Genomic DNA, 25,682 nt, shown 5'->3' with positions numbered 1-25,682 from the left:
GGCACAGTCACACAACGATAATGGGTCACCCTGAGAGGCATCTAACCGTTGTCTGCACGGTCACGCAGTCCCCCATGCGGGTACGGCCCTCGAAATGTAAGATCGATGCGGCGCGCGCGGCTCGCTCTCTCGATCCCACAGGAGTAACACGGTGGCCACCGACGAATCCAACTTCACCCAGGTCTTTCGCGGATACGACAAGGACGAAGTCGACCAGGCCATCCAGGACCTCCGCCGCGAGCTGATCAAATCCAACACCCAGTCGGCCGACCAGTCCAAGGAGCTCAAGCGCCTCCAGCTGCGCATCGACGAACTGAACGCGGAGATCGAGGAGGTCGGAAGCCCCACCTACTCCGGTCTCGGCACCAAGCTGGAGAACACCCTCCGGGTCGCCGAGGAGCAGTCCACCCGGCTCATCGCGCAGGCCGACATCGACGCCGAGAAGCTGCGCGCCGGCGTCACCGCCGAGATCGACAAGATCAAGAAGACGGCCGCCCAGCAGGCCGAGCGCATCCTGGCCGACGCGCAGGCCCGCGCCACGACCGCCATCGAGGACGCCCAGATCGAGTCGTCCGAGCTGCTCGCGCGCACCCGCGCCGACAAGGAGACCCTGCTCAACGACGCGATCAGAGAGGCCGCCGCCATCCGCGGCGCCGTCGCCACCGAGGCGGCCGAAGTGCGCGCGACGAGCAAGCGCGAGGCGGCAGCCCTCCGCGCGGAGGCCGACCGCGAGGCCGCTGAACTGAAGGCCGTCGCCCTCCGCGAGGCGGAGGCCGCACGCACGGAGGCCGCCGAGCTCGACCGCACGATCGCCGCCCGCCGCAGCGAGCTGGAGAACGCGCTCGCGGCCGACCGCGCGGCGTTCGAGCGGGAGGCGGCGCAGACCCGCCTCGAGCTCGACAAGCGCGTCGCCGAGACCGCCGACCGCCTCGCCGCCGAGCAGGCCGAGGCCCGCGGCGCCGTCGCCGCCGAGGTCGCCCAGGCCCGCGCCGAGCTCGCGGACGAGGTCGAGCAGCAGCGCGCGACCCTCGCCGCGCTGGCCGCGCAGACCCGCGCCGACCTCGACCACGAGGACACCACGAAGCGTCAGGCGCTCGCCGCCGACGTCGAGCAGACCACGACCGCCCTGGCCGCGGAGGTCGAGCAGACCAAATCCGCCCTCGCCGCCGAGGTCGAGCAGACCAAGGCGCGCCTGGCCGACGAGGTCACGACGACCACCTCCGCCCTCGCGGACGAGGTCGCGCGCACCAAGACAGAGCTCGCCGACGAGGTGGCGCGCACGAAGGCCGCCCTCGCCGACGAGGTCACCAGCACGAAGGCCGCGCTGGAGACGGAGGTCACCACCACGCGCTCGGCGCTGGAGACCGACGTGACCACCACGCGCTCCGCACTCGCAGAGGAGGTCGAGCGCACCCGGAAGGAGCTCGCCGACGAGGTCACCCAGACCCGCTCGACCCTGGAGCGCGAGACCACGGAGACCCGCAGCGGCCTCGAAGCCGACCGCACCGCGACGGCCGCGCAGCTCACCGCCGACCGGGAGCGCGTCGCGAACGAGCTCGCGGCCGAGGAGGAGACCACCCGCGCCCGCGTCACGGCCCTGCGCGAGCGCACCGCCGCCGAGCTGGCCACGGAGGTCGCGGACACCCGCGCCGACCTCGCTGCCGAGGTCGAGACCACGCGGGCCGACGTCGCCAAGGAGCTCGACGCGGCGCGCTCGGCTCTCGCGAAGGAGGTCGAGACCACCAAGGCCTCCCTCGCCAAGGAGGTCACGAGCACGCGCTCCGCGCTCAAGAAGGAGGTCGAGGCCACCAAGGCCTCCCTCGCCAAGGAGGTCGAGACCACACAGGCCGCGCTCGCAGCCGAGGTGGCGACCACGCGCGCCGACCTGGCCGACGAGGTCGAGACCACGAAGTCCGCCCTTGCGGAGGAGGTCGAGACCACCAAGGCCGCCCTCGCGGAGGAGGTCGAGACCACCAAGGCCGCCCTGGCCGACGAGGTCGAGACCACCCGCGCCGAGCTGGCCGCCGACGCCGAGCGCCAGCGCCGCGAAGTCGCGGCGGAGGCCGCCGACCAGCGCGCCGAGCTGGCCGCCGAGGTCGGCGAGGCCCGCACCGCCCTGGCCGAGGAGCTCGCCACCGAGCGCAGCGCCCTCACCGCCGAGGTGACCTCCACGCGCGCCCAGCTCGCCGCCGACGTCGACCAGACCGCCGCCCGGCTCGCCGCGGAGAAGGAGCAGACCCTCTCCCGGCTGGAGACCCAGGTCGTCACCACCAAGGCCGCGCTGGCCGCCGAGGTCGAGCAGACCAAGTCCGCCCTCGCCGCCGAAGTCGAGCAGACGAAGTCGGCCCTGGAGACCGAGGTCACGACCACGACCTCCAACCTGGCCGCGGAGGTCGAGCAGACCAAGTCCGCCCTGGAGACCGAGGTGACCACCACGAAGTCCGCCCTGGCCGCGGAGGTCGAGCAGACGAAGTCGGCCCTGGCCGCCGAGGTCGAGGAGACCCGCTCCCGGCTCGCCGACGAGACCGAGCAGACCCGCAGCACGCTCGCCGCCGACGTGAAGCGCACGACAGCCGACCTCGCCGACCAGCGCGCCCGCACGGCCCAGGAGCTGAAGAACGACCGCGAGCAGCAGCGCGTCGAGCTGGAGCGCGAGGCCGACCAGACCCGCGTGACCCTCGCCGAGGAGACCGAGCGCGCCCGCGTCACGCTCGACGCCGAGACGGCGAGGGCCCGCGCCGAGGTCGCGCGCGAGGCCGCGGAGGCGAGCACCGCGCTCGACGCCGAGCTCGCCGAGCGCCAGGCGGCCTACGACCAGGAGGCCGCGACCGCCCGCGCCGACCTCGACGCCGAGCTCACCGCTCTCCGCACCTCCACTCTCGCCGAGCTCGACAAGCGCACCCGCGAGATCGAGCAGGCGCGCATCGACCTCGACGTCGAGCTCCGCGCCCGCCGCGACGAGGCCGAGAAGGAGTACCTGAGCCGGCACCAGGAGGCCGTCGCCCAGACGCAGAAGTACCTGGACGAGGCCAACGTCCAGCTCGCGGAGGCCGTCAAGCGCACCTCCCAGGCGCGCACGGAGGCCGAGACCTTCGGCACCGAGGCCCGGGAGACGGTCAAGAAGGCCCGCAAGGACGCCGAGAAGGTCGCCGCCGACATCGTCCGCCAGGCGCAGGAGCGCGCCGACGCGCTGGTGGAGGAGGCCGAGGAGCGCACGCAACGCCTGGTCGCCGACGCGGAGGAGCGACTCTCCCAGATTAGGATTGAGCGCGAAGCCGTCGCCGGTTACTTCGAGAACCTGCGGGGTATGCTCCAGCAGGCGGACAAGGTTTCCGCAGACGACTGAGTCCGCCTCCCGGGTGGACGGCCCGGAGGGGGACTGAGTGAAGATCCAGAACGCGTTCCGGCTCGGGCTGATCGGCACGCTCGGCGTCGGGCTCGGCTTCCTGATCCTGACGTCGATCGTGAGCCTGGCCACGATCATCACCTACATCGGCGCCGCGCTGTTCCTGGCGCTCGGCATCGAGCCGCTCATCTCCTTCCTGGAGCGGCGGAAGTTCCCGCGCTGGGCGGCGCTGGTGGTCACGCTCGTGGTCATCGTCGGCGCGTTCGTGGGCCTCATCTGGGCGATCGTCCCCATCGCGGTGGGCCAGGCCACGCAGCTCGTCCAGAACGCGATCAACTGGGTCAACAACGGCGGCGCGGAGAAGTGGTTCCTCAGCCTCCAGCACCAGTTCCCGACCATCGTCAACCAGCAGAACATCGATGCGGTCACCCAGTGGCTGCAGAAGAACCTTCCGGACATCACGTCCAAGGTGCTGCAGACCGGCATCGGGATCGTGCAGGGCGCGTTCGGCGTGGTCATCGTCGTGATCCTGACCATCTACTTCACCGCCTCGCTGCCGAGCATCAAGCGCGCGGCCTACCAGCTCGTGCCGGCCTCCCGCCGCTCCCGGTTCGCCGACCTGGGCGACCAGATCACCGACTCGGTCGGCAAGTACGTCGGCGGCCAGGTCTCGCTCGCACTCGTCAACGGCGTGCTGAGCGCGATCTTCCTCACGATCATCGGCGCGAAGTTCCCGATCCTGCTCGCGTCGATCGCGTTCTTCTTCTCGCTGATCCCGCTCGTGGGCACCATCACCGGCTCGGTCATCATCGTGGCGGTCTGCTTCTTCTCCGGCCCGCCCACCGCCATCGCCGCCGCGATCTACTACATCGTGTACATGCAGGTGGAGGCATACGTGCTGAGCCCGCGCATCATGAACCGCGCGGTCTCGGTGCCCGGCGCGCTCGTGGTGGTCGCCGCCCTGGCGGGAGGCACCCTGCTCGGCATCCTCGGCGCGCTGGTCGCCATCCCGTTCGCCGCGGCGATCCTCCTCATCATCAAGCAGGTCGTCATCCCGCGGCAGAACGAGCTCTAGCCGCCGGGCCGCGTCAGGCCGGCGGCCACTGGGTCGGCAGCGGCGCAGCGGACGGGTTCAGCCGCTCCACGATCTCGTCGAGCACGCGGCGGGTCTGGTTCTCCCCCACCCAGAGGTGCTTGCCGCCCGCCACGTCGACCAGCTCGATCTGCGGCAGCGGGCGGAACCGCTCCGCCGCCTCCGCGGGCTGGAGGTAGTCGTCGTGCTCGGGGATCAGCGCCACGATCGGCCGCTCGTCGCCCGCCCAGGCCGCCAGGTGCTCGGGCTTCGCCCTGTGCAGCGGCGGCGACAGCAGGATGATGCCGTCCACCGGGCACTTCCGTCCGTACATCAGCGCGAGCTCCGTGCCGAACGACCAGCCCAGCAGCCACGGGTGCGGGAGGCCGCGCTCGGCGACGAACGCCATCGCCGCCTCGACGTCGTAGCGCTCGTCCACACCGTGGCCGAACTCCCCCTGGCTGCGGCCGCGCGGCGACGCCGTGCCGCGGGTGTTGAAGCGCAGCACCGCGATGTCGGCCAGCGCGGGCAGGCGCCCCGCGGCCTTGCGGAGGATGTGGGAGTCCATGAAGCCGCCGCCGGTGGGCAGCGGGTGCAGTGTGACGAGCGTCGCGACCGGCTCGCGGTGGAGCGGCGAGGCCAGCTCGCCGACGAGGGTCAGCCCGTCGCGCGTGCGCAGCTCGATGTCCTCGCGCCGGGCGGGCAGCTCGACGCCGCCGCGGACCTCGATCGGCCCCTGGGTCGCCGCACTGCCGGTCGACGCACTGTCGGTCATCGCACTGTCTCCATCGCTGTCTCCCTCACTCACGCGACCCGCCAGCACGTCGTGTGCCAGTGCCGGCGGGCGGCCAGGTCGGCCGCGTCGCCCATCACGCCGTCCGCACGCCAGGCGACCAGGTGCGCGACGCCCGGGCCGATCTCACGGCCGCAGCCGGGGCACACGTAGCTCTTCTGCGCCTGCACGGCCGACACGGGCTGCACGTTCCATTCGACGCCGCGCCGCACCTCCGTGCGCCGCCAGCCCGCGAGCAGGCGGTCGAAGCCGTCCTGCTCCTCCTCGGGCTGCTCACCGTGACGGCGGCGGGGACGATTGCTGCGTGGCACCGCTCCAGTCTATGCAGGACGCGGCTGTCGCCCGCCGACCCACGCGCAGTACCATCGGCGGCATGAGCGACGACGCTCGAAACACCGACGCCCTGACCGCCCAGTTCCTCGCCACCGAGCACTGGAGCCTCCTCGCGTCGCGCAGCACCACCCAGAACGAGGTCCTGACGCGGATCAGCATCCTCCTGACGCTCATGTCGGCCGCGCTGGTCAGCATCGCGCTCGTGGGCCAGGCCACGGCCTTCGCGGGCATCTTCCCGGCGTTCGCCGACGCGCTGCTCGGGCTCGTCGTGGTGGTCGGGGTCCTCACCCAGGTCCGCGTCACGAACGTGTCGATGGAGGACCTCATGTACGTGCTCGCGATGAACCGGTTGCGCGCGGAGTACGTCAGGCTGGCCCCGGAGGTCGCGCGGGCGCTCTCGACGTCGTGGCACGACGACCGGGAGGGCGTGAGCCACACCTACTACTTCCTGGGCCGGCGCGATCGGAGCCAGGTGATCGGCAGCAGCATGATGTTCACGTTCGTCGTGAACGGCGCGCTCGTCGGCCTGTTCGTCGGCGTCCTGCTCGCCACGAGCGGGGTCGACGTCGCCGTGGCGTGGACCGTGGGCATCGTCTGCGCCGTCGGCTACGCCGTGGTGTCGCTGTGGCTCGGCGCGCGGATCTATTTCCGCTTCTGGCGCGACTACGCGCCGGCCTCACCCACCGAGTGAGGGGCCGGCTCCGCTCAGTACCAGCCGGACGACTGCGAGTGCGCCCACGCGCCGCACGGGTTCGTGTAGCGGCCGGCGATGTAGCCGAGGCCCCACGAGATCTGCACGGAGGCGTCCGTCTGCCACCCCGGGCCCATCTTGCTGCCGGGGAGGGCCTGCGGGATGCCGTAGGCGCCGCTCGGGTTGGACGCGTTCACTCGCCAGCCGGACTCCCGGTTCCACAGCGAGACCAGGCAGCTGTACTGGTCGTCGCCCCAGCCGCGGTCGTGCACCATCTGGTAGGCGATCGCCTTCGCGGTGCCCGGGTCCGGGACGGGAGCGGACGGCGCGCCCGATCCGCCCGACGAGGACGACGACTTCGTCGGCGTGGGCGTCGGGGTCGGCGTGGGCGTCGGCTTGAGCTTGACGCCCAGCGTGTCGCGCGTGACGGCCGTCTCCGAGGCGTCCGGGGCCGTCAGGCTCTGAACGGGGACAGCGCCGAAGCGCGAGGACTGCTGGATGTTCTGGAGGGTGTCCGCGTAGGCCGGAGTGGCCGCGGAGCCCGAGTACGGGTCCACCACGTTGACCAGCGCGAAGCCGACGGCCGCCGTGAAGGCGAACCCCCAGATCACGGCGCGCGAACGGACATGAGGCCGTCGCGAACGGCGGAATGCGACTCCGACCGGGTTGGCAGGGGTCAGCGGAACGAGCTCTGCTGCTTCTTGTCTACCCACGATCACAGAACCATAACGGACATTTCACACGTTTCCAACACGGCGCTCTCCTACTCAGGTAACGGCCAGGATCAGCGGACCGCGAGCATCACGTCCGTGACGCTGTCCAGGAGGAGGTCCACTTGGGCCTCACGGTACCCCCTCGCTGCTCACGGAAAGTGACCGTGCGAACTTCGTCCACACTCATCGGGCGCCCGTCCTGGAAGTACTTCACCAGCCGTCCGGCGAACCGGTCGACGTCCTGGCGGTTGTAGCCGAGGGTCAGGAAGCTCACCCGCTGGAAGCGGTGGCCGAGCGGTCGCTCCAGCCGGTCGAGGATGGCCTGAGCCGACGTGCGGGCCTCCTCGAACCACGCGGAGTCGCGGCCGCCTCCCCGTGCGACCTCGCGCTCGCGGGCCGCGAACGCGTCCTCCAGCCGTTCGAGGGCCGCATCCACGTGCGAGGTCGAGTAGCCGCCTTTGGCCATCGAGAACGCCGTGTGACGGATGTCGGAGGCCGACAGCGTGCCGGGGATCGACGGGTCGGAGTCGTAGGCGCGACGGGCGCTGACGAGGAACTCGTCGACCTGCGCGACGTCGTACCCTGGCTTCGACTTGGGGCTCCGGGGGAAGGTGCTCACCAGCCCATTCTGTCAGGAGAAGATGAGGAACAGCACGTAGGTGGCCGCCGCGGACGGCAGGATGGAGTCCAGCCGGTCGAGGAAGCCGCCGTGCCCCGGCAGCCAGGAGCTCATGTCCTTGATGCCCAGATCGCGCTTGATCAGCGACTCGGCGAGGTCGCCCACGGTCGCCGTGAGCAGCGCCACCACGCCGAAGATCACCCCGAACCACCAGGGCTGATGGATCATGAACACCGAGATCAGGACGCCGGCGACGATCGCCGCGACGGCGGCCCCGGCGAAGCCCTCCCAGGTCTTCTTGGGGCTGATGGTCGGCGCCATCGGGTGCCGGCCGAAGGACAGCCCGCTCGCGTACGCGCCCGTGTCGACGGCGACGACCACGATCAGGAAGCCCAGCACCCACCACTCGCCGCCGTTCTCGGCCAGCAGCAGGATGGCGAAGGAGCCGAGCAGGGTCACGTACATCTGGACGAGCACGCTCCAGGCGAGGTCGCGCGAGAGCGCCACTCCCCGGCGCGCTTGGCCGGCAGCACGGCCTCCTCGACCAGCCGCCAGACGACGACCAGGACGATCCCCGACGCGAGCGCGACGAGCTGGCCGCCGGCGTGGAACCAGAACGTGGCCGGGACGACGGCGAGCGACGCGATCAGCGACGGGGTGCGAGGCACGCGCCTGCCTGCCCCGCGGAAAGCCTGGGTGAGCTCGAAGGCGGCGAATCCGATCATCGCGGCCCCGAAGACCAGGAACAGCTCCTTGATGAAGATCAGGCTCACCACCAGCAACGCGCCGGCGACCAGCCCGATCAGGATGGCCAGGATCAGGTTGCGCCCGGTCCGGGCGGCGATCCGCTCGTTCGTGGCGTCGAGCTGCGCCTTGCGCGCGAGCACCTGACGCTCGAAGTCGGCCCGGGTCGCCTGCACCTGCGCGCGCAGCTCGGCGCGCGCCGCGGACTTCCCCGTCTGCCCGGCGCCGGCGTGCGAGGCTCGCCGGGGCTGCTCCCTCGCTCATCTAGACCTCGAGGAGCTCGGCTTCCTTGCGCTTGAGGGCGTCGTCCACGGCCTCGACGTTCGTGCGGGTGATCGCCTCGAGCTCCTTCTCGCCGCGAGCCACTTCGTCGTCGCCGACCTCGCCCTTGAGCGCGTCCAGGTCGTCCTTCGCCTTGCGGCGGATGTTGCGGATGGCGACCTTGGCGTCCTCGCCCTTGCTGCGGACGAGCTTGACGAACTCCTTGCGGCGGTCCTCGGTCAGCTCGGGGAGCGACACGCGCACGATCTCGCCGTCGTTGCCGACGTTCGCCGACAGGTTCGGCATGTTGACGATCGCCTTCTCGATCTCCTTGAGGGCGGACTTGTCGTACGGCGTCACCAGCAGCACGCGCGCCTCCGGGTTCTGGAGGCCGGCGAGCTGGGCCAGCGGCGTCGGCGAGCCGTAGTAGTCGACGAGCACCTTCTGGAAGAGGGCGGGGTTCGCGCGGCCCGCGCTCACCGTGCCGAAGTCGTCCCTCGCCGCGTCCACGGTCTTGGCCATGCGCTGGCGGGCGTCGGAAATCACATCCGCGATCACGGTTTCTCCTTCAGATCGATGAGTCGTTGTCTAGTCTAGGGCCAGGCCGCGGAGCGCCCCGTGCACGGCAGGGCGCCCCGCCGGGCCGGGTCAGCCGAGCAGGGTGCCGATCTCGGCGCCGAGCAGCGCGGCGGTGACGTTGCCGGCCGGCTCGATGCCGAAGATGCGCATCGGCATCCCGTTGTCCATGCAGAGGCTGAGCGCGGTGGAGTCCACGGCCTTGAGGCCCTGGGTCAGCGCGTCCTGGTGGCTGATCTGGTCGATCTTGCGCGCGTCCGGGTTGGTGCGCGGGTCGGAGTCGTACATGCCGTCCACGCCGTTCTTGGCGACCAGCACGACGTCGGCGCTGATCTCCAGGGCGCGCTGAGCGGCCACGGTGTCGGTCGAGAAGTACGGCAGGCCGGCGCCGGCGCCGAAGATGACGACGCGGCCCTTCTCCAGGTGGCGCTCGGCGCGGCGCGGGATGTACGGCTCGGCGACCTGGGTCATGGCGATCGCGGACTGCACGCGCGTCTCCGCGCCGGCCTGCTCCAGGAAGTCCTGCAGGGCCAGCGAGTTCATCACGGTGCCGAGCATGCCCATGTAGTCGGCGCGTCCGCGGTCCATGCCGCGCTGCGACAGCTCGGCGCCGCGGAAGAAGTTGCCTCCGCCCACGACGATCGCGATCTCCACGTCCTCCGCCGCCTGGGCGATCTCGCGGGCGATGCTGCCGACGATGTCGGGGTTCACCCCGAGCTGGCCGCCGCCGAAGGCCTCGCCGGAGAGTTTCAGAAGGACCCTGCGTCTGTGAGTGGCTGCCGTCATGTGTGTGGGAGTCCTTCCGTGTGTTTCGTTAACGCTAGTGCGTGCCCGCTGTGCCTGAACAGGGAGAGCCGGGCACAGAAAGGAGTCCGGATCGTGTTCACGATCCGGACTCCTTCATGCCTGGGTCAGGCGCCGACCTTGAAGCGGGCGAAGCCCGAGACGGTCAGACCCGAGTCCTTGAGGACCTGGGCGATGTTCTGCTTGTTGTCGCGGGCGTACTCCTGCTCCAGCAGGGCGACCTGCTTGAAGTAGGCGCCGAGGCGACCCTCGATGATCTTCGGCAGGGCGGCCTCCGGCTTGCCCTCGTTGCGCGAGATCTCCTCGACGATGCGACGCTCGTTCTCGACCTCCTCGGCCGGGACGTCCTCACGGGTGAGGTAGGTCGGGTTCGCGAAGGAGATGTGCTGCGCGATGCTGCGGGCGGTCTCCGCGTCGGCGCCGGCGTAGCCGACGACCACGCCGACCTGCGGGGGCAGGTCCTTGGAGGTCTTGTGCAGGTAGATCGCGAAGTTCTCGCCCGAGACGACGGCGATGCGGCGGAGCTCCACCTTCTCGCCGAGGATCGCGGCCTCGTCACCGATGAGCTCGGCGACGGTCTGCGACCCGGCGGGGGCGGCCAGCGCCTCCTCGACGGTGGTGGCGCCCGCGGCGGCTGCCGCGTCGAGCACCTTGTCCGCGAGGGCGATGAACTTCTCGCCCTTCGCGACGAAGTCGGTCTCGCAGGCGAGCTCGATCATCGTCGCGGAGCCGTTGCCGTTCTCCTTCGCGGCCACGAGGCCCTCGGAGGTGGAGCGGTCGGCGCGCTTCGCGTTGCCCTTGGCGCCCTTGAGACGGAGGATCTCGGTCGCCTTCTCGATGTCGCCACCGGCCTCCTCGAGGGCCTTCTTGGTGTCGACCATTCCGGTGCCGAGCTGCTCGCGCAGGGCCTTGATGTCAGCGATGCTGATGTTTGCCATGTTCTGACTGGAACCTTCTGACTCGAAGTTTGGTGAGTGTGCTTACTTGGCCTCGGCGTCGGCTTCGCCCTCGGCGGAGTCCGCCGTGGCCTCGGCGTCGGCTTCGCCCTCGGCGACGACCTCGGCGGAGTCCGCCTTGGCCTCGGCGAGGTCGGCGTCAGCGGCCTTCTCGTTCTCGGCGGAGGCCTGGACCTCGTCGTTCGGCTGAGCCAGGAGCTCCTGCTCCCACTCGGCGAGCGGCTCGGCGGGCTCGGCGCCCTCCTCGGGCTTCTGGTGACGCTGGATGAGGCCTTCGGCCGCGGCGTCGGCGACGATGCGGGTGAGGAGCGTGACGGAGCGGATGGCGTCGTCGTTGCCCGGGATCGGGTACTGGACCTCGTCCGGGTCGCAGTTCGTGTCGAGGATGGCGATGACCGGGATGCCCAGCTTCTTCGCCTCGTCGATCGCGAGGTGCTCCTTCTTGGTGTCCACGACCCAGATGGCGCTCGGGGTCTTGGAGAGGTTGCGGATGCCGCCGAGCGACTTGTGGAGCTTGTCCAGCTCGCGCTTCTTGATCAGCAGCTCCTTCTTGGTGAAGCCGCTGGTGGTGCCCTCGAAGTCGAGCTCCTCGAGCTCCTTCATGCGGGCGAGGCGCTTGGACACGGTCTGGAAGTTGGTCAGCAGACCGCCCAGCCAGCGCTGGTTCACGTAGGGCTGGCCCACGCGGGTGGCCTGCTCGGCGATGGCCTGCTGCGCCTGCTTCTTGGTGCCGACGAAGAGGATGGTGCCGCCGTGGGCGACGGTCTCGCGCACGAACTCGTAGGTCTTGTCGATGTAGGCGAGCGACTGCTGCAGGTCGATGATGTAGCTGCCCGAGCGCTCGGTGAGGATGAAGCGCTTCATCTTCGGGTTCCAGCGGCGGGTCTGGTGTCCGAAGTGGACGCCGCTGTCGAGCAGCTGGCGCATGGTGACGACGGCCATTTGCCGTTCTCCTGTTCTTGCGTGCCCGGCCTCACGGCGGGGACACGACTCTCGGTTGTCCAGCGGCAGCCGATCGGCCGCCGCTCCTGGTGCCCCGCGCCTCCCCGCACCCGCGCTTCCGCACGGAGGACCGTGGTGGATGAGCGGGAGACCGGTGGAGAAGCGCACACCCTCGCGAGAGGATGTTCCGGACACGCGTAGTCACTCCGACATGCGGAGTGCAGTGGACATCCTATCAGGAACCGGACCCCGGCCGGGCCGCGTCACGACCGCGGGACGGTGTCCCCGGAGGACCGCACCTGCGGCCCGCGGCTGCGGCCCGCGTTGGCGAACAGCGTCTCGGCGTGCTCCAGCGCCATCCCGTTCGTCTCCGGCACCTTGAAGAACACGAAGAAGAAGGACAGCGCGGCGAAGATCGCGTACATCCCGTACGTGAGGGGCAGCGAGAAGTCCGACATCGGCGGGAAGGAGACCGTGACGAGGAAGTTCGCGATCCACTGCGCAGAGGCCGCCACGCCGAGCGCCGCACCGCGGATGCGCGGCGGGAAGATCTCGCCCAGCAGCACCCAGACCAGCGGGCCCCACGACGCGCCGAAGCAGATCACGAAGATGTTCGCCGCGATGAGCGCGATCGGCCCCCACGGGTTCGGCAGGCTGACGGCGCCGTTCGCCTTGTCGGCGAAGCTGAACGCGAGCGCCATCACCGCCAGCGAGACCGCCATGCCCACCGAGCCGGTGAGCAGGATCGGCCGCCGGCCGACCCGGTCCACCAGCAGGATCGCCACGATCGTCACCACCACGTTCGTGACCGAGGTGATCACGGTGATGAGCAGCGAGTTGCTCTCGGTGAAGCCCACCGCCTTCCAGAGCGTCGTGGAGTAGTAGAAGATCACGTTGATGCCGACGAACTGCTGGAACACGGACAGGATGATGCCGATCCAGACGATCGGTTTCAGGCCGAACCGGTTGCCGCGCAGCGTGCCCTTGGCCGAGTCCTTGTCCTCCTGGATCGCGCTCTCGATGTCGCGCACCTGCCGGTCGACGTCGCTCTCCGGGACGAGGGTGGCGAAGATCGCCCGCGCCTCGTCATGCCGGCCGGTGGAGAGCAGGAAGCGCGGGGACTCCGGCAGGCGCAGGGCCAGGATGCCGTAGATGACCGAGGGAATCACGCCGACGAGGAACATCCACCGCCAGGCCTCCAGCCCGAACCAGAGCTGGTTCGCGGCCGCACCCGCGGCGCCGGCCAGGAGCGCGTCGGACAGCAGTGCGACGAAGATACCGATGGTGATGGCGAGCTGCTGGAGGGAGGCGAGGCCGCCGCGGCGCTGCTTGGGCGCGATCTCCGCGATGTACGCCGGCGCCACCACGGACGCGATGCCGATCCCGAGGCCGCCGATGATGCGCCAGAAGCCGAGGTCCCAGACCGAGAACGAGAGGCCCGCCCCGATCGAGCTGGCGAGAAACAGGATCGCGCCGAGGAGCATCACCCGGATGCGGCCCCACCGGTCGGCGAGCCGCCCGGCGACGTAGGCGCCGACCGCGCAGCCGAGCAGGGCGATCGCGACGATGAACCCGGTGACGAACGCGTTGAGCGCGAAGTGGTGCTGGATCGAGTCGACGGCCCCGTTGATGACCGAGGAGTCGAAGCCGAACAAGAACCCGCCGACCGCCGCGGCGGTGGCAAGGCCGACGACCTTCCGCCGCATCGCCGCAGTCGGCTGGGGAACGTCCTCGTCCTCCCGCTCGGACCCGGTGCTGCGCTGATCGGACATGAGACCCCTCCTCCGTCGGGTCGCCGCCCTCAGCGGAGGGCGGCGGAAATGTGCGCTGGTCACGGTACGCCGACTCGTTCGTGTGCATAAGAGTCCTCCACAGGGTGGGTGCGGGAGGGAGTTGTGCACGGATCGGGCGGGGGGCGAGCGGGGAGGCGGGCGATGGCGGAGGCTGGATGCGGAGGTGATCGAGGAATGTGGAGTCTGTCCAGAGCGGTGGGTTTCGCCGTGGTGGCGGCCGGGCCGACGGCGGTCGTGGTCGGGCTTGCCGGCGCCGGTGCGCCGGGTGGGGGAGCCTTGGCTCGATGGTGGACGGCGGATTCTCACCACGAACCGCTGCAGCCTCCTCGACGATCGCGCGCGTCTCGCCGCGCTGGTCGTGGCCGCTCACACCGCTCCGGATGGCCCGCCCCTACGAGGCCCCGCCCTCGCCGTACGCTGCCGGGCACCGCGGGATCGACGTGGCCGCGCCGCCCGGCGCGACCGTGACCGCTCCCTCGGAGGCGACGGTGCACTTCGTCGGGGTGGTCGTGGACCGGCCGGTCCTCACCCTGGACCACGGGTCGGGGGTGCTCTCGTCGTACGAGCCCGTCGTGGCGGCCGGACTGGCTGTGGGCGAGTCGGTGACGCGGGGCATGGTGCTCGGCATCGTCGGCGACGGCGCGCACTGCTCCGGGGCCTGTCTGCACGTCGGTGTCCGCGTCGACGGCGAGTATGTATCGCCGCTGCTGTTCTTCGACCGGCCGCCGCGCGCGGTGCTGCTGCCGCTGCGCCCGGGAGGAGCCTCCACCGCGGCGACGCATGACCGTCCGGTCAGGCGCGGGGATGGGCGAGGCGGTAGGTCTCCTTGAGCCGTTCGCTGGAGACGTGCGTGTAGATCTGCGTGGTCCCGAGGCTGGCGTGCCCGAGGATCTCCTGGACCGCCCTCAGGTCCGCTCCCCCGTCGAGCAGGTGCGTCGCGGCGGTGTGGCGCAGGGTGTGCGGACCGGCCGGGCCGCCGCCGGGGAGGTCGGCGAGCAGCGATGCCACGAGCTGGTAGACCGCACGCGTGCCGAGCCGCCCACCGCGCGCCCCGAGCAGCAGCGCCGGTCCTGACCCCTCGGCGGCGAGCGCCGGCCGTGCGGCCTGCAGGTATCGCCGGATCGCGCGCAGCGCGGGCACGCCGAACGGGACGACCCGCTCCTTGTTCCCCTTGCCGACGACGCGCAGCGTCAGCCGCTCGACGTCCACGTCGTCGACATCGAGCCCGGTGAGCTCGCTGACCCTGATCCCGGCCGCGTACAGCACCTCGATGACCGCGACATCCCGGATCGCGCCCGGGTCGCCGCCCTCCGCACGTGCGGCGAGCGCATCGAGCAGACCGTCGATCTGGGCCCGGGTGATCACGCGCGGGAGGTGCTTGTCGGCCTTCGGCGCCCGCAGCCGGGCGGCGGGATCGGGGGCGGTCGCGCTGAGGGACGACACGGCAAGAGCATCCGGCCCGGCCGCCGTCTCAGCCCCGCTCGCCGGCATCGGTCCGGTCGACGTCTCAGCCCCGCTCGCCGGCATCGGTCCGGCCGCCGTCTCAGGCCCGCTCGCCGGCAGAGGTCCGGCCGCCGTCTCAGCCGCGCTCGCTGACGCCGGCCCGGCAGAGCCCCCGGGGACGCCTCCGATCCGTGCGTTCCAACCGCTGAAGCCGCGCACCGCGGCCGATCGTCGCGCCAGCGTGGTCCGGGCGAGCTGCTGCTGCGCACCCTCCCAGAGCCAGTCCCGGAACAGGTCGAGGGTGAGCTCCTCGGTGCCGGTCACCCCGCGCGACTCGGCGAACCGCTCGAACTGGGCGAGGTCGGAACGGTAGGCCCGCACCGTCTGCGCCGAGTACCCGCGCTCCACCTCCAGGTGGCGCAGGTAGCCGTCGACGGCGAGACGGAGGTTCACTCCCCCAGCATCCGCCATCGACGCCGCCACCCGCTCTCGGACGCACCGGGGGCGCGCGATTCCGGTGGTCAGTGCGGCGGATCATCGGTCACCCCGCGTTTTCGCCTGCGACTCCCCGGCACCGAGGTGCTCGCCCAACGGCTCGGCCAGTTCCGCCATCTCGTCGGGACTGGTGACGCAGATCGCGCCGTACTCGCGGATGAGGCGGTGGCAGCCCGCGGACGCGGGCGAGGTGATCGGGCCGGGCACCGCACCCAGGGGCCGGCCGAGCTGGGCGGCGTGACCGGCGGTGTTCAGGGAGCCTGAGCGGGCGCCGGCCTCCACGACGACGGTCGCGTTGCTCGCGGCGGCGATCAGGCGGTTGCGCATCAGGAAGCGCCAGCGCGTCGGGGTCGAGCCCGGTGGGAGCTCGGCCATCAGCAGCCCGGTGCGGGCGACGCGCTGCAGGAGGTCGTCGTTCCCGGCCGGGTAGAGGCGGTCAACGCCTCCGGCCAGGAATGCGACGGTGACCTGGCCGCTCGACAGCGCCGCGCGGTGGGCTGCAGCGTCGACACCATAGGCGCCTCCCGAGACGATCGCGAAGCCACGGTCGCTCAGGCCGGCCGCGCTCTCCAGTGCGACGTGCTCGCCGTAGCCGCTGGCGGCGCGCGCTCCGACGAGCGCGATGGAGCGCTCGAGGGAGGCCAGTCGAGCCGGGTCGCCGCGCACCCAGAGGGTGAGAGGCGCACCGAGCTCCAGACTGTCGAGGGCGGTGGGCCAGGCCGGGTGCTCCGGTGTCACGAGCCGCGCGCCGAGGCGGGCGCCGCGTTCCAGCGGAGCGTGGAGCGGCGCCCGAGGAGGCGTCCGCGCCACCGGTCGAGGGCGTCGCGGAGCCGGTCGATCGGCAGCAGCGCCGGCGAACCGGCGTCGCGCAGCGCGGCGCGCACGGTCTGCGGCGACGTCTCGCCGATCACGGCGCGGAGGGTCGGCAGCGGGCCGAACGAGCCCACCAGCAGCGCTGCGTCGGTGTCGCCGGGCTCGATCGCCGATGACAGGGCGGCCCGCGCTGCGGCCGCCAGCATCGACCGCTCGTCCGGATACTCCATGCCGGCGGAGACCGTGCCGACGATGGAGGCGACCTCGCGGGACGTCAGGGCGGGGAAGGATTCGACGCTCATCGGGTGCGCCCGGGGACGATCGGAGTGCGTACGGGCGAATCCGGATTGTGTTCGTCCCGAGGGACGGGCGGGGTGTTCGGACCGGGGTGTGTCGCCGCGTCGGTAATTGGCGCAGCGCCGGGCGGGGTGTTCGGACCGGGATGTGTCGCTGCATCGGTCACTGGCGCAGCGCCGGGCGGCGACTCCGCGTCGTGATGTGTCGCCGTTCCGGTCGGCAGCGCGGTTCGGCGGTGGGCCTCGGCGCCGCCCCGCTCAGCGATGGGGTTCAACACGTCCTCCGCCGTCTCCGAGGCGTCCGGCTCCGCCATCGACTGCCGTCCCCCTTCCCTCTCCATCGCCCCGGACGCCACCTTCCAGATGGCACACTCGCCGCACCACCTCTCACGCCCGCGCTCCGGGTTCTCGCGCTCCTCGCGGATGAGGTCGACCCAGATCCTCCTCATGCGGACGCACCTCGTCTCAGGTACAGGGCTCGTGCCACGTGCTCGGCGGTCGGGCTGGCCGCGCCGTCGAGGTCGGCGAGTGTCCAGGCAAGGCGCAATGTGCGGTCGTAGCCGCGCATCGTGAGGGCCCCGCGTTCCAGGGAGCGGTCGATGGTGGCGCGGGCGGACGCCGCGAGCTGGTGTTCGGGGGCTCTCAGCCAGGTTCCTGCGGCTTGGGAGTTCGTCGTCCAGCCGGTGCCGTGCAGGCGCTCGCGGGCGGCGGCGCGGGCGCGCTCGACTGTCTGGCGGAGGTCGCGGCTCGCGCGCGACGGGGCGGTGCCGTCGGAGGCGGTTCGCAGGGCGCCGAGGCCGAGGCGGCGCACGGTGAGGCGGATGTCGACGCGGTCGAGGAGGGGCCCCGAGAGCCGCGTGAGGTAGCGGCGGCGGGCCGCGGGAGTGCACGAGCACTCGTCGTCGGCCGAGCCATAGCGGCCGCACGGGCACGGGTTGGACGCGAGTACGAGCTGGAAGCGGGCCGGGAACGTGGCGCTCGCGGCCGCACGGTCGACGGCGATGGAGCCGGACTCCAGCGGCTGGCGGAGGGCGTCGAGGACGTTGGGCTGGAACTCGGCCGCCTCGTCCAGGAACAGGACGCCGTTCGACGCCCGTGCGATCGCTCCCGGCACCAGCCGACCGCTGCCGCCGCCGACGAGAGCGGCGGACGACGCGGTGTGGTGCGGGGCCTCGAACGGAGGACGCAGGATCAGGCCGCCGCCCACGCCGCGGCCCGACAGGGAGCGGATGGAGGTCGTCTCCAGGGCCTGCTCCGGGGTGAGATCGGGCAGCAGGGACGGCAGGCGTCGCGCCAGCATGGTCTTGCCCGCTCCCGGCGGCCCGATCATCGACACGTTGTGACCTCCGGCAGCGGCGGCGACGAAGGCGTCGACCGCGTCGTCGTTGCCGGCGACGTCGGCCATGTCCGGTTCCGGCGCCGCGGGGCCGGGCTCCGCCGCGAGGGCGACGGGCTCCTCCTCCACCGGGTCCAGTTCCGCGCCGTGCGCGATGGCGGCGCTGCGCAGCCCAGCGACCGGCACAACGTCGATTCCGTCGACCAGGAAGGCCTCCTCGGCGTTCGCGGTCGGGACCAGGACCCGGGCGAACCCGGCGGCCCTGGCGGCCAGAACGACCGGCAGCACACCGGGGACCGGACGCAGCCGTCCGTCGAGGCCGAGCTCGCCGACGTGGACGGCCCCGGCGGCCGACTCGGCGGGGACCTCGCCGGAGGCCGCCAGCGCGGCCACTGCGATCGCGAGGTCGAAACCCGAGCCCTGCTTCCGCAAGGAGGCCGGCGACAGGTTGACGGTCAGCTTGCGCTGCGTGAGGGCGCAGCCGGCGTTGGCGGCTGCCGCCGAGACCCGCTTGCGGGACTCGCCGAGCGCGGCGTCCGGCAGCCCGATGAGCACGAAGGCGGGCAGCCCGGCCGAGATGTCGGCCTCCACCTCCACGATGTCGCCGCGCATCCCGGTCAGCGCCACGGCGAACGTGCGTGCGAGCGCCATCACGCCACCCCCGCCCGGTGCTCCACCGACGGCGTCGCACTCCACGCATCGAGCACCGAGATCGCGTCGATCCGCAGTTCGCCGCGGATAGGCCCGTGCGCGCGGCACCACTGAGCCGCCAGACGGCGCAGCCGTGCCGCCTTCTCCGGCGTGATCGCCTCCAACGGATGCCCGAACTCGACTGAGCTGCGGGTCTTGACCTCCACGAATACGATCACGCGTCCGCGGCGTGCGATCAGATCGAGCTCCCCGCTCGCGCAGCGCCAGTTGCGGCCCACGATCTCGTAGCCCAGCGTCTCCAGCCAGTCCGCCGCCACGGCCTCGCCGCGACGACCCAGACGGTCTTTCTCTGCCATGTTTCCTCCCACGACCAGCGTGGTCGGAGGCGACCGGGCAGAACCGGGCGGAGCGAAATCTGTGGAGAAGTCGTCAGCTCAGAGCGTTGTGGAGGAAAAGAAGCACGAACCCGACGAACTCACTCGTCGAGCGCCAGCTCCTTCGGGAGTTCGAACTCCTTGCTGGAGAGCTCCTCGATGTTCACGTCCTTGAACGTCAGCACGCGAACGGACTTCACGAACCGGTCGGCGCGGTAGACATCCCACACCCAGACGTCGTTCATCGTGAGCTCGAAATAGAAGTCGTGCTCCGTGTCGCGGCGCACGAACTCCACCTCGTTCGCGAGGTAGAAGCGGCGCTCGGTCTCGATCACGTACTTGAACTGCGAGACGACGTCCCGGTATTCGCGATACAAAGCCAGCTCGACCTCGCGGTCGTAGTCGTCGAACTCGTCCTCATCCATCGTTCGCCAAGTCTAGCCGTGCCGACTCAGCTCGGCATGTCGAGCGTCGCGAGGTCCTTCAGCCAGGTCAGCCGGTGCAGCGCGCTCGGGCCGAGCTCGGCGATGGCGGCGAAGTGCTCCGGGGTCGAGTAGCCCTTGTTGCTCACCCAGCCGTAGCCCGGATAATCCACGTCGTGGCCGATCATCAGCCGGTCGCGGTGCACCTTCGCGATCACGGAGGCCGCCGCCACGGATGCGCAGTCGCGGTCCGCCTTGATCCGCGTGACGACGCGCACGGGGCGCATCACCGCGGGGCTGAGGTAGTCGTAGTTGCCGTCCAGGATCAGCGTGCTCTCCCGCACCTGCGCGCCCTGGTCCTCCAGCATCGCGAGGGCGCGGGCGCCGGCCAGTCCCAGGCAGCGCATGATGCCGAGCGAGTCGACCTCCGCGGCGGAGGCCATCCCGACGGCGTGGAACAGCGACCAGCGCCGGCAGGCGGGCTCGAGCGCCTCGCGCACCGGCTCCGGCAGCAGCTTGGAGTCGCGCAGCCCCGGCGGGATGCGCTTGACCGCCGTGTCGATGACCACCATGCCGACCGCCACCGGGCCGGCCAGCGCCCCGCGGCCGACCTCGTCGACGGCCACGATCGAGGTGACGCCGTCGCGGTAGAGCGCCTTCTCGAAGCGCAGCGACGGCGAGACCGGGGTCATCATTCCTTCTTCTCCTCCACGCCTCTGAAGACTTCCAGGATAGTCGTCCAGCCACGTCCATCTGCTGACCGGCCAGCTGATCACGGCTGCCCGTCCGACGACGTGGTCGAGCGGGACGAAGCCGTGCCCGGGGAGCGCCTGGTTGCGCGAGGAGTCCTGCGAGTCGTAGCGGTTGTCGCCCATGACCCAGATGCGGCCCTTCGGCACCGTCACGTCGAAGGCGAGCGTCGCGGCGTTCTTCTGCCCGGGCGGGATCACGATGTACGGCTCGCGGATCGCGGTGCCGTCGACGGTGATCCGGCCCGCCGCGTCGCAGCACACCACGTGGTCGCCGGGCAGGCCGATGAGCCGCTTCACGAGGTGATCATCGCTGTCGGAGGCGGACAGCCCGACGAAGGTCAGGGCGGTGTCCGCCGCCTGGGCCACCGGGTTCCGCACCACCGGCGGGCTCTTCGGGAGCCAGCCTCCCGGGTCGCGGAACACCACGACGTCCCCGCGGCTCAGCGGGAACAGCGACGGCTGCAGTTCGTTCACCAGGATCTTGTCGTTGACCTGGAGGGTGTTCTCCATCGACCCGGAGGGGATGTAGAACGAGCGCACCACGAAGGTCTTCACCAGGAAGGCCACGAGCAGCGCGATCACCACCACGACCAGCACGTCCCGCAGGAACAGCAGGCCACTGCGCCTGCCGCGCTCTCCCCGCGCCACGCGTTCGGGCCGCGTGGGCAGTGTCTCGTCCGTCATGCACCCTGCCTGGCTCGTTAACCGCCTGAGCTCCCGGTCCAGTGTAGGACCGGGAGCTCAGGATGAGTCGCGCGCGAAACGCTCAGTTGTCGCGCTTCTCCTTGATCTTCGCCTTCTTGCCGCGCAGCTCGCGGAGGTAGTACAGCTTGGCGCGACGGACGTCACCGCGGGTGACGACCTCGATGTGGTCGATGACCGGCGAGTGCACCGGGAAGGTACGCTCGACGCCGACCTGGAAGCTGACCTTGCGGACCGTGAAGGTCTCGCGGACGCCTTCGCCCGAGCGGCCGATCACGACGCCCTGGAAGACCTGGATACGAGAGCGGGTGCCCTCGATGATGTTGACGTGCACCTTGACGGTGTCGCCGGCACGGAACGCGGGAATGTCCGACTTGAGGGACGCGGCGTCCACCTGATCGAGGATGTGCATTGCTGTTCGCTCTCTGTACCCGCCTGCAGGTCGGGGACGGATTCGGGGCCGTCGTGCGGATGCTCTGCGCACACGGACGGACGGCCGGGATTCGATTGGGTGTGCACGCTCGAATTGCTGGCTCCCCTGCGGCAGAGCCGGGCGGCGGCACGAACAACCATTCTGCCACGCGCAGGGCCCTATTGCCAAAGCGCGGCGCGGCGGAGAGCGGAGGTCAGTCCTCGCGGTGCTCTTCGATGACGATCACGTCCGCGTCGTCCACCACGGGGCTGGACGGCCGCGGCACCTGCTGCGGCTGCGCAGCCTGCTGGTAGGCGGCGAAGGTGACAGCCACCCGGTCGCGCGCCTCCGTCACCAGCTCCCACAGCCCGACCCAGAACATGGCCAGGAAGAACAGCACGCCGAGCACGGCGAGCCAGCCGGTGGCGCCGGGCGGGAAGAACCCGAAGGCGATGATGGAAGCGCTCCAGCCGGCGAGGAGGCCGGTGTCGTACCACGAGACCGCGCGGGCGTCCCTGACGCTCTTGCGCGCCATCACGATGCCGCCGATCGCGAGCAGCGCGACGAAGAGGATCGGGCACAGGATGAGCAGCCCGAGGAACGTCCAGCCGCTGCCCTGGTTGAACGCGGCCCAGCCGATCAGCAACCAGACGGGCAGCACCACGGCGGACGGGAAGAGCCACCAGTAGAACGCCTTGCGGATGAACACGCGACCAGCGTAACGTCGCGCGGCTGTGCGCTGGCTGCTGGTTCGCCGTGGGCGGACTGCCGACCGCGCTGCATGGAAGACTGGACGCAGTCGCACACAGAAAGAGGACCACCCGTGATCGAGCTGAGGACCCCCGCCGAGATCGAGCAGATGCGGCCGGCCGGCCGGTTCGTCGCCGAGGTCCTCGCCGAGACCGCCGCGGCGGCGAAAGTGGGCGTCAACCTGCTGGAGCTGGACCGGATCGCGCACGACCTGATCCGCAGCCGCGGCGCGGAGTCCTGCTACATCGACTACCACCCGTCGTTCGGCGCCAGCCCGTTCGGCAAGGTGATCTGCACCTCCGTCAACGACGCGGTGCTGCACGGCCTCCCGCACGACTACCGGCTGCGCGACGGCGACCTGCTCAGCCTGGACTTCGCGGCGAGCGTCGACGGCTGGGTGGCCGACTCGGCGGTCAGCCTCGTGGTCGGCTCGGCGCGCGACGAGGACCTCCGGCTCATCGACACGACCCGTCGGGCGCTCACCGCAGGCATCGCAGCCGCACAGCCCGGGGGCAAGGTGGGCGACATCTCGGCGGCGATCGCGGCCGTGGCGCACGCCGAGGGCTACTCGGTGAACACGCAGTTCGGCGGCCACGGCGTCGGCCGCACGATGCACGGCGACCCGCACATCCCGAACGACGGCCGCGCCGGACGCGGCTTCCCGCTGCGTCCCGGCCTGGTCATCGCGATCGAGCCCTGGTTCCTGGAGACCACCGACAAGATCTTCACCGACCCGGACGGCTGGACGCTCCGCTCCGCCGACGGCTCGCGCGGCGCCCACTCCGAGCACACCGTCGCCATCACCGCCGACGGCCCCCTCATCCTCAGCGCCCCCTGACCATCCGTTCCGGAGTTGTGTACGCCTCGCATCGGCGTGTCGCGTACATAGCTCCGGAAGCGATGGATGGGCGGCGCTACGGGAGGAGGTCGGGGCGGACGCGGGCGGTGCGGGCGAGGGACTGCTCGCGGCGCCAGGTTTCGATGGCGGCGTGGTTGCCGGACAGGAGGACCGGGGGACCTCGTGGCCGCGCCACGCGGCGGGCTTCGTGTAGGAGGGGTACTCCAGGAGGCCGTCCTCATGCGACTCCTGGACCAGGCTCTCCGGGTTGCCGACGACGCCGGGGATGAGCCGCCCGATCGCCTCGATCATCGCCATCGTGGCGACCTCGCCGCCGTTGAGCACGTAGTCGCCGATGCTCACCAGCCGCACCCGCGCACGGGAGGAGTACTCGTCGAACACTCGCTGGTCGATGCCCTCATAGCGGCCGCAGCCGAACACGAGGTGGGACTCGGTGGCAAGCTCGCGCGCCATCGCCTGGGTGAACACCTCGCCGGCCGGCGACGGGAACAGCAGCACGGGGTCGTCGGAGCCCTCCAGGACGGCGTCCAGCGCCTCCCCACGGCTCCGGCTTCATCACCATGCCCGCGCCGCCGCCGTACGGCGTGTCGTCGACGGTGCGGTGCCGGTCGTGGGTGTGGTCGCGCAGGTCGTGGACGCCGAGCGTGATGATGCCCGCCTGCCGCGCCTTGCCGAGCAGGGAGATGTCGAGCACATCGAAGAAGGTCGGGAAGATCGTGACGATGTCGATGCGCATGTCCAGAAGTCTATTCGGGGACGACCGCCAGCTCCCGGTCGCGCGGGACCAGAGGGGCCGCCACTGCCGGGCAGATCGCGACGGCCGCGAACGCCAGCGGGAACCCGACCCAGCCGATCAGCGCGCCCACGGCGGGACCGACGACCGACGCCGCCAGGAACTGCCCGGTGTTCTGCGCGCCGAGCGCCCGGCCCGACCAGAACGGCCCGGCGATCTCGGCCACCGACGTGTAGGCGAGGCCGTTGTCGGCGACCGTGACGATGGCCGCGACGATCAGGATCACCGCGGCGGCCACCGAGCCGAGCGCGGAGGCCGCGCCCATCAGCAGCATGACCGCGATCGCCGCGACCGACACCCAGCGCAGCGGCACCAGGTGGCTGCCGAGCCGGTCGCTCAGCACGCCGACGCCGATCCGGCCGAGCGCGCCCGCGAACTGGCTGACCGCGATGACGACGCCCGCGGCGAGTGACGTGAAGTGCAGTTCCGTGACGAGCCAGACCAGCCCGAACGTGGACACGGTGAACTGCGGGACCACCAGCAGCATCGACACGACGTGGATGCGCCAGAGCAGGGAGGTCTCCCGATACGGGCGCCAGGTGGCCTGCGGATGCGTCTCCTCCCCCTCCGCAGCGCGACGCGGCGGCCGGGGCGGGTTGACGATCCCGATCGCGCACAGCACCGCTGAGACGCCGCACAGCACAGCCGGCACGGTGAGGGCGGCGGCGATCCCGCCGGAGGCCGCCAGCAGCGGAACGCTGATCGCGGCGATCGCGACGCCGAGCGGCTGGCACATCTGCCGGATGCCCATCGCGAGCCCCCGCCGCTCCTTGGCGAACCAGCCGATGACCACGCGGCCGCTCGCGGCGTTGGGGCTGGCGGCCGCCATCCCGCCCACGAGGAACAGCACGCCCAGCGCGACGTACGACGAGACGAACATGGCGGCGACCGCGGCGGCCGCGGTGACGGCCAGCCCGGAGGCGATGACCCAGCGCTCCCCGATCCGGTCGCTCAGCGCGCCCCACGCGATCAGCGCGAGCACCAGGCCGAGGGTGGGTGCGGAGGCGAGCAGCCCGGCCTGCGCGAGGCTCAGCCCGCGCTCGGTGTGCAGCAGCGGGATGAGGAAGGCCGGGGTCGAGACGAAGACCGTCGAGCTGGCCTGGCCGATGACGCCGAGAGCGAGCATGAGCCACGGCCGAGGGGTTCTCGTCGCCTGCTTGGTCTCTTCTCGTGTTTCTCGGCTCATGCGGTATACCCTAGCGGTATACCGGCTTGGTATACCAAAGAAGGAGCCCGATGCCCGAGCAGCCCCACGTGTACGAGCGCCTGCGCTCCGCGATCCTCGACCTGGACCGCGTCCCCGGCTCCCGCATCACCGAGCGCGGCCTCGAAGCCGAGCTCGGTGCCTCCCGGACCCCGCTGCGCGCCGCTCTCATGCGGCTGGAGGCGGAGGGCTGGTCCGCCGCGATGGCCGCGGCTGGGAGGTCTCCCCATCGACCTCGGCGAGATCGCCCGGCTCAGCGAGCTGCGCGACGCCCTGGAGACCGCCGCCGTGCGGCTGAGCGCCGTCCGGGCCTCGGACGACGACCTGCGCGCGCTGCACGACGACCTCGGCGCCTACGACCCCGACCGGCGCGACGAGGACGCGGTGGGCGCCGGCGCGAGCTTCCACGTGCGCCTCGCCGCGCTCAGCGGCAACCACTTCTTCGCCGACTCGGTGTCCTCCGCGATGACCCGGCTGGCCCGCACCCGCTGGCTGGAGGTGCGCACCGCCGACGCGCGGCGGACCGCATGGGAGGAGCACCGCACGATCGTGGACCAGCTGGCGGCGCGCGACGCCGACGCCGCGGCCGACAGCATCCACCGCCACATCCTCGGGACCCACGAACGCCTACTCGCAGCCCTGGACGCGGACACGCGCCTCCTCCGCGCCCGCGGCCTCGCCATCGTCGGCCCACCGAAGGGTGAGTAGTCGCGGAAACGACCGGGCGGATTCCCGCA

28 protein-coding genes and 3 pseudogenes are annotated in these 25,682 nt (G+C 71.2%); 7 read left to right on the top strand and 24 right to left on the bottom strand.

The genetic code is table 11. From position 1 onward, the window contains the following. The first annotated feature begins 151 nt into the window (after nt 1-151). Nucleotides 152-3,346: a DivIVA domain-containing protein gene (locus ACQ86L_RS00835; protein WP_434317288.1), complete on the top strand. Its 3,195-nt coding sequence runs from the start codon at nt 152-154 to the stop codon at nt 3,344-3,346. A gap of 37 nt (nt 3,347-3,383) precedes the next feature. Beyond that, on the top strand, nt 3,384-4,421 hold the full coding sequence (locus ACQ86L_RS00830; RefSeq protein WP_434317287.1) for an AI-2E family transporter: 1,038 nt from the start codon (nt 3,384-3,386) through the stop codon (nt 4,419-4,421). Nucleotides 4,422-4,434: 13 nt separating this feature from the next. Here ACQ86L_RS00830 and ACQ86L_RS00825 read toward each other — a convergent pair whose 3' ends face one another. Both ACQ86L_RS00825 and ACQ86L_RS00820 read right to left on the bottom strand, forming a co-directional pair. After that, nucleotides 4,435-5,193: an alpha/beta hydrolase gene (locus ACQ86L_RS00825; protein ID WP_434317286.1), complete on the bottom strand. Its 759-nt coding sequence runs from the start codon at nt 5,191-5,193 to the stop codon at nt 4,435-4,437. A 29-nt stretch (nt 5,194-5,222) separates the two neighbouring features. Next, complete coding sequence (locus ACQ86L_RS00820; protein ID WP_345839305.1) at nt 5,223-5,522, bottom strand: hypothetical protein; 300 nt, start codon at nt 5,520-5,522, stop codon at nt 5,223-5,225. Between the two features lie 62 nt (nt 5,523-5,584). Between ACQ86L_RS00820 and ACQ86L_RS00815 the strand changes: the two genes are divergently transcribed. After that, on the top strand, nt 5,585-6,235 hold the full coding sequence (locus ACQ86L_RS00815; protein ID WP_434317285.1) for a hypothetical protein: 651 nt from the start codon (nt 5,585-5,587) through the stop codon (nt 6,233-6,235). A gap of 14 nt (nt 6,236-6,249) precedes the next feature. Here the strand turns inward: ACQ86L_RS00815 and ACQ86L_RS00810 are convergent, their stop codons facing one another. From ACQ86L_RS00810 to ACQ86L_RS00765, 10 genes and pseudogenes are all read right to left on the bottom strand, one after another. After that, complete coding sequence (locus tag ACQ86L_RS00810) at nt 6,250-6,846, bottom strand: lytic transglycosylase domain-containing protein (protein WP_434317284.1); 597 nt, start codon at nt 6,844-6,846, stop codon at nt 6,250-6,252. A 173-nt stretch (nt 6,847-7,019) separates the two neighbouring features. After that, a complete protein-coding gene (locus ACQ86L_RS00805) occupies nt 7,020-7,070 on the bottom strand; it encodes a hypothetical protein (RefSeq protein ID WP_431346570.1) in 51 nt (16 codons plus the stop codon). 77 nt (nt 7,071-7,147) lie between these two features. Next, nucleotides 7,148-7,567: pseudogene (locus ACQ86L_RS00800) on the bottom strand (DivIVA domain-containing protein); the annotation flags it as partial. A gap of 12 nt (nt 7,568-7,579) precedes the next feature. Further along, nucleotides 7,580-8,074: a phosphatidate cytidylyltransferase gene (locus tag ACQ86L_RS00795; protein ID WP_434317283.1), complete on the bottom strand. Its 495-nt coding sequence runs from the start codon at nt 8,072-8,074 to the stop codon at nt 7,580-7,582. Continuing rightward, nucleotides 8,023-8,487 (bottom strand): hypothetical protein, encoded by a 465-nt coding sequence (locus tag ACQ86L_RS00790; protein ID WP_434317282.1) that lies wholly within the window; start codon nt 8,485-8,487, stop codon nt 8,023-8,025. Before ACQ86L_RS00790 ends, ACQ86L_RS00795 begins: the two co-directional genes overlap by 52 nt. 88 nt (nt 8,488-8,575) lie before the next feature. Then, entirely contained in the window at nt 8,576-9,130 is a 555-nt protein-coding gene (gene frr, locus ACQ86L_RS00785; RefSeq protein WP_345839309.1) for a ribosome recycling factor, read from the bottom strand. Nucleotides 9,131-9,220: 90 nt separating this feature from the next. Continuing rightward, nucleotides 9,221-9,934 (bottom strand): UMP kinase, encoded by a 714-nt coding sequence (gene pyrH, locus ACQ86L_RS00780; RefSeq protein ID WP_434317281.1) that lies wholly within the window; start codon nt 9,932-9,934, stop codon nt 9,221-9,223. 125 nt (nt 9,935-10,059) lie between these two features. Then, nucleotides 10,060-10,890 (bottom strand): translation elongation factor Ts, encoded by an 831-nt coding sequence (gene tsf / locus ACQ86L_RS00775; RefSeq protein WP_345839311.1) that lies wholly within the window; start codon nt 10,888-10,890, stop codon nt 10,060-10,062. Between the two features lie 42 nt (nt 10,891-10,932). Continuing rightward, nucleotides 10,933-11,850: a 30S ribosomal protein S2 gene (gene rpsB, locus ACQ86L_RS00770; RefSeq protein ID WP_434317280.1), complete on the bottom strand. Its 918-nt coding sequence runs from the start codon at nt 11,848-11,850 to the stop codon at nt 10,933-10,935. Nucleotides 11,851-12,113: 263 nt separating this feature from the next. Further along, nucleotides 12,114-13,622 (bottom strand): sugar porter family MFS transporter, encoded by a 1,509-nt coding sequence (locus tag ACQ86L_RS00765; RefSeq protein ID WP_434317279.1) that lies wholly within the window; start codon nt 13,620-13,622, stop codon nt 12,114-12,116. 305 nt (nt 13,623-13,927) lie between these two features. On the opposite strand from ACQ86L_RS00765, the gene ACQ86L_RS00760 reads away from it, so the two are divergent. After that, complete coding sequence (locus ACQ86L_RS00760; protein ID WP_434317278.1) at nt 13,928-14,473, top strand: M23 family metallopeptidase; 546 nt, start codon at nt 13,928-13,930, stop codon at nt 14,471-14,473. Here ACQ86L_RS00760 and ACQ86L_RS00755 read toward each other — a convergent pair. From ACQ86L_RS00755 to ACQ86L_RS00710, 10 genes are all read right to left on the bottom strand, one after another. After that, complete coding sequence (locus tag ACQ86L_RS00755; protein WP_434317277.1) at nt 14,436-15,539, bottom strand: tyrosine recombinase XerC; 1,104 nt, start codon at nt 15,537-15,539, stop codon at nt 14,436-14,438. The genes ACQ86L_RS00760 and ACQ86L_RS00755 overlap by 38 nt on opposite strands. Before the next feature lie 81 nt (nt 15,540-15,620). Further along, the gene (dprA, locus tag ACQ86L_RS00750) at nt 15,621-16,319 is read right to left on the bottom strand and encodes a DNA-processing protein DprA (protein WP_434317276.1); all 699 of its coding nucleotides are present in this window, start codon (nt 16,317-16,319) and stop codon (nt 15,621-15,623) included. Further along, nucleotides 16,316-16,696, bottom strand: coding sequence for a hypothetical protein (locus tag ACQ86L_RS00745; protein ID WP_434317275.1), 381 nt, complete (start codon nt 16,694-16,696; stop codon nt 16,316-16,318). The genes dprA and ACQ86L_RS00745 overlap by 4 nt, the downstream gene beginning before the upstream one ends. Then, nucleotides 16,693-17,139, bottom strand: coding sequence for a hypothetical protein (locus ACQ86L_RS00740; protein ID WP_434317274.1), 447 nt, complete (start codon nt 17,137-17,139; stop codon nt 16,693-16,695). Before ACQ86L_RS00740 ends, ACQ86L_RS00745 begins: the two co-directional genes overlap by 4 nt. Beyond that, nucleotides 17,136-18,677, bottom strand: coding sequence for a YifB family Mg chelatase-like AAA ATPase (locus tag ACQ86L_RS00735; protein ID WP_434317273.1), 1,542 nt, complete (start codon nt 18,675-18,677; stop codon nt 17,136-17,138). Before ACQ86L_RS00735 ends, ACQ86L_RS00740 begins: the two co-directional genes overlap by 4 nt. Continuing rightward, entirely contained in the window at nt 18,677-19,033 is a 357-nt protein-coding gene (locus ACQ86L_RS00730; RefSeq protein WP_434317272.1) for a YraN family protein, read from the bottom strand. The genes ACQ86L_RS00735 and ACQ86L_RS00730 overlap by 1 nt, the downstream gene beginning before the upstream one ends. Before the next feature lie 119 nt (nt 19,034-19,152). Then, nucleotides 19,153-19,476, bottom strand: a complete 324-nt coding sequence (locus tag ACQ86L_RS00725) for a DUF2469 family protein (protein ID WP_018190696.1) — start codon at nt 19,474-19,476, stop codon at nt 19,153-19,155. Between the two features lie 26 nt (nt 19,477-19,502). Beyond that, nucleotides 19,503-20,909: a ribonuclease HII gene (locus ACQ86L_RS00720; protein WP_434317271.1), complete on the bottom strand. Its 1,407-nt coding sequence runs from the start codon at nt 20,907-20,909 to the stop codon at nt 19,503-19,505. Between the two features lie 82 nt (nt 20,910-20,991). Then, complete coding sequence (gene rplS, locus ACQ86L_RS00715) at nt 20,992-21,339, bottom strand: 50S ribosomal protein L19 (RefSeq protein ID WP_345839320.1); 348 nt, start codon at nt 21,337-21,339, stop codon at nt 20,992-20,994. A 214-nt stretch (nt 21,340-21,553) separates the two neighbouring features. Continuing rightward, nucleotides 21,554-22,048, bottom strand: a complete 495-nt coding sequence (locus tag ACQ86L_RS00710) for a hypothetical protein (protein ID WP_345839321.1) — start codon at nt 22,046-22,048, stop codon at nt 21,554-21,556. A gap of 114 nt (nt 22,049-22,162) precedes the next feature. Here ACQ86L_RS00710 and map point away from each other — a divergent pair, with 114 nt between their 5' ends. After that, nucleotides 22,163-22,927, top strand: coding sequence for a type I methionyl aminopeptidase (map, locus tag ACQ86L_RS00705; RefSeq protein WP_434317270.1), 765 nt, complete (start codon nt 22,163-22,165; stop codon nt 22,925-22,927). Between the two features lie 76 nt (nt 22,928-23,003). Here the strand turns inward: map and trmD are convergent. Beyond that, nucleotides 23,004-23,684, bottom strand: a pseudogene (gene trmD / locus ACQ86L_RS00700) (tRNA (guanosine(37)-N1)-methyltransferase TrmD). A 10-nt stretch (nt 23,685-23,694) separates the two neighbouring features. Continuing rightward, nucleotides 23,695-24,927, bottom strand: a complete 1,233-nt coding sequence (locus ACQ86L_RS00695; protein ID WP_434317269.1) for an MFS transporter — start codon at nt 24,925-24,927, stop codon at nt 23,695-23,697. Between the two features lie 50 nt (nt 24,928-24,977). Here ACQ86L_RS00695 and ACQ86L_RS00690 point away from each other — a divergent pair. Continuing rightward, nucleotides 24,978-25,079, top strand: a pseudogene (locus ACQ86L_RS00690) (GntR family transcriptional regulator); the annotation flags it as partial. 4 nt (nt 25,080-25,083) lie between these two features. Beyond that, nucleotides 25,084-25,653, top strand: coding sequence for a GntR family transcriptional regulator (locus ACQ86L_RS00685; RefSeq protein WP_434317268.1), 570 nt, complete (start codon nt 25,084-25,086; stop codon nt 25,651-25,653). Nucleotides 25,654-25,682 lie beyond the last annotated feature (29 nt).

The sequence above is a fragment of the Leifsonia sp. P73 genome, from assembly GCF_051059105.1.
In the GTDB taxonomy this organism is placed as follows: domain Bacteria; phylum Actinomycetota; class Actinomycetes; order Actinomycetales; family Microbacteriaceae; genus Leifsonia.
Note: the sequence above shows the minus strand (reverse complement) of the source record. Positions and strands in the feature narration are given on the sequence as shown.

What these genes read in the sequence shown, in the direction of transcription:
- ACQ86L_RS00695 (WP_434317269.1), bottom strand. Translation starts at nt 24,927, where the DNA reads ATGAGCCGAGAAACACGAGAAGAGACCAAGCAGGCGACGAGAACCCCT.
- ACQ86L_RS00730 (WP_434317272.1), bottom strand. Translation starts at nt 19,033, where the DNA reads ATGGCAGAGAAAGACCGTCTGGGTCGTCGCGGCGAGGCCGTGGCGGCG.
- ACQ86L_RS00735 (WP_434317273.1), bottom strand. Translation starts at nt 18,677, where the DNA reads ATGGCGCTCGCACGCACGTTCGCCGTGGCGCTGACCGGGATGCGCGGC.
- ACQ86L_RS00760 (WP_434317278.1), top strand. Translation starts at nt 13,928, where the DNA reads ATGGTGGACGGCGGATTCTCACCACGAACCGCTGCAGCCTCCTCGACG.
- ACQ86L_RS00765 (WP_434317279.1), bottom strand. Translation starts at nt 13,622, where the DNA reads ATGTCCGATCAGCGCAGCACCGGGTCCGAGCGGGAGGACGAGGACGTT.
- rpsB (WP_434317280.1), bottom strand. Translation starts at nt 11,850, where the DNA reads ATGGCCGTCGTCACCATGCGCCAGCTGCTCGACAGCGGCGTCCACTTC.
- ACQ86L_RS00815 (WP_434317285.1), top strand. Translation starts at nt 5,585, where the DNA reads ATGAGCGACGACGCTCGAAACACCGACGCCCTGACCGCCCAGTTCCTC.
- ACQ86L_RS00720 (WP_434317271.1), bottom strand. Translation starts at nt 20,909, where the DNA reads ATGACGGACGAGACACTGCCCACGCGGCCCGAACGCGTGGCGCGGGGA.
- ACQ86L_RS00745 (WP_434317275.1), bottom strand. Translation starts at nt 16,696, where the DNA reads ATGAGCGTCGAATCCTTCCCCGCCCTGACGTCCCGCGAGGTCGCCTCC.
- ACQ86L_RS00740 (WP_434317274.1), bottom strand. Translation starts at nt 17,139, where the DNA reads ATGAGGAGGATCTGGGTCGACCTCATCCGCGAGGAGCGCGAGAACCCG.
- tsf (WP_345839311.1), bottom strand. Translation starts at nt 10,890, where the DNA reads ATGGCAAACATCAGCATCGCTGACATCAAGGCCCTGCGCGAGCAGCTC.
- rplS (WP_345839320.1), bottom strand. Translation starts at nt 21,339, where the DNA reads ATGCACATCCTCGATCAGGTGGACGCCGCGTCCCTCAAGTCGGACATT.
- ACQ86L_RS00825 (WP_434317286.1), bottom strand. Translation starts at nt 5,193, where the DNA reads ATGACCGACAGTGCGTCGACCGGCAGTGCGGCGACCCAGGGGCCGATC.
- ACQ86L_RS00725 (WP_018190696.1), bottom strand. Translation starts at nt 19,476, where the DNA reads ATGGATGAGGACGAGTTCGACGACTACGACCGCGAGGTCGAGCTGGCT.
- pyrH (WP_434317281.1), bottom strand. Translation starts at nt 9,934, where the DNA reads ATGACGGCAGCCACTCACAGACGCAGGGTCCTTCTGAAACTCTCCGGC.